Annotated in this window: 2 protein-coding genes; one reads left to right on the forward strand and one right to left on the reverse strand. The window is 72.8% G+C overall.

Translation table 11 applies throughout. From position 1 onward, the window contains the following. Positions 1–653 (forward strand): N-acetylmuramoyl-L-alanine amidase (locus tag CCN51_RS48295; protein ID WP_107426287.1); only part of this gene is annotated, 653 nt, incomplete at its 5' end. A gap of 261 nt (positions 654–914) precedes the next feature. Here the strand turns inward: CCN51_RS48295 and CCN51_RS48300 are convergent. After that, positions 915–1,958 (reverse strand): cysteine desulfurase family protein (locus CCN51_RS48300; RefSeq protein ID WP_086861048.1); only part of this gene is annotated, 1,044 nt, incomplete at its 5' end.

Genomic DNA, 1,958 nt, shown 5'->3' on the forward strand with positions numbered 1-1,958 from the left:
ACGGCGCGCCCGGCGGCCGGCGGCGCCTCGGGAGGCGGGCGCTGCTGATCGGCGGGGTCGCCGCCGGTCTTGCCGGGGTCGGCTATGCGGCGCGGGACGAGCTGGAGCGGCTGTGGTGGCGGCTGCCCGGTGTGGACCAGCCGCGGGAGAAAGGCGCGGTCGACTACCCGGGGGCGCTGTGGGTCCCGGCCTCGCAGCTGAACTGGCGGCGGGCGGACCGGCCGTACGACTACACCGTCGACCGAGTGGTGATCCATGTCGTCCAGGGGAACTTCTACGACGCGCTGGAGGCGTTCCGGGACCCGAGCCACGGCGCCGCGGCGCACTATGTGGTGCGCCGCGACGGACGTATCGCGCAGACGGTCCGCGAGTTGGACGTCGCCTTCCACGCCGGAAACCGCCCGTACAACGAGCGCAGCGTCGGTATCGAACACGAGGGGTTCGTGGACCGGGCGAGCTCCTTCACGGACCCGATGTACCGGGCCTCGGCGCGGCTGACGGCCAGGATCTGCCGGAGGTACGGATTTCCGGCGGACCGCGAGCACATCGTCAGCCACTCCGAGGTGCCGGGCACCGACCACACCGACCCCGGGCTGCACTGGGACTGGGCCCGCTATCTGCGGCTGGTGCGCGCGGCCCTGGCGGACCGGTGAGCTTCGGCTTTGCAGGCGGAAGACGGCAGGCGGCAGGCGGCAGGCGGCAGGCGGAATTTACGGGAGCCAGATGTCCCCGTTGTGCATGAAATCTAGCTCGCGCGGCGTCGTCACCGGCCAGCCGTTTGCGCGATTTTCAGGCGGGCCGGAAAGATATCCCGATCCCTCCTGGGGTGTTTTTTGCCACGGCGAATTCCGTCATTGGCCGAGCTTTTGGTCGAGCTTTTGGTCGTGCCCTTTTGCCGTGCGGCTGATCTTTCCCTAGCTCAGCCCCGCGCCGCGCGCCCGCTCCACCACCGGGCCGATCGCGTCCGCCACCGCCTCCACATCCGCCTTGGTGGACGTATGGCCGAGCGAGAAGCGCAGCGTGCCGCGCGCCAGGTCGGGGTCCGTGCCGGTGGCCAGGACGACATGGCTGGGCTGGGCGACGCCCGCGGTGCAGGCCGAACCGGTCGAGCACTCGATGCCCCGCGCGTCCAGCAGCAGGAGCAGCGAATCGCCCTCGCAGCCGGGGAAGGAGAAGTGCGCGTTGGCGGGGAGGCGGCCGGCCGGGTCCGGGTCGCCGCCCAGGACCGCGTCGGGGACGGCCGCCCGGACGGCGCCGATCAGCGCGTCGCGCAGCGCGCCGATCTCGCGCGCGAACTCCTCGCGGTGGGCGGCGGCGTGGGCGGCCGCGACCGCGAAGGCCGCGATGGCCGGGGTGTCGAGCGTGCCGGAGCGCACCTGGCGCTCCTGGCCGCCGCCGTGCAGCAGCGGCGCCGGGGTCCACTCGCGGCCGAGGAGCAGCGCGCCGATCCCGTACGGCCCGCCTATCTTGTGGCCGCTGACCGTCATCGCGGCCAGGCCCGAGGCGGCGAAGTCGAGGTCGAGCTGGCCGAAGGCCTGGACCGCGTCGGCATGCAGCGGAATTCCGAACTCCGCCGTCACGGCGGCGAGTTCGGGCACCGGCATGATGGTGCCGATCTCGTTGTTGGCCCACATCACGGTCGCGAGGGCGACATCGGAGGGGTCGCGGGCGATCGCCTCGCGCAGCGCGTCGGGGTGCACCCGCCCGTACGCGTCCACGGGCAGCCACTCGACCCGCGCGCCCTCGTGCTCGGCGAGCCAGTCGACGGCGTCGAGGACGGCGTGGTGCTCCACGGGGCTGGCGAGCACACGGGTGCGGGCGGGGTCGGCGTCTCTGCGGGACCAGTAGAGTCCCTTCACCGCGAGGTTGTCGGCTTCGGTCCCGCCCGAGGTGAAGACGACTTCGCTCGGGCGCGCACCCAGCGAGGCCGCGAGCGATTCGCGGGACTCCTCGACGGT

This window comes from Streptomyces milbemycinicus (assembly GCF_002154605.1).
Classification (GTDB): Bacteria; Actinomycetota; Actinomycetes; order Streptomycetales; family Streptomycetaceae; genus Streptomyces; species Streptomyces milbemycinicus.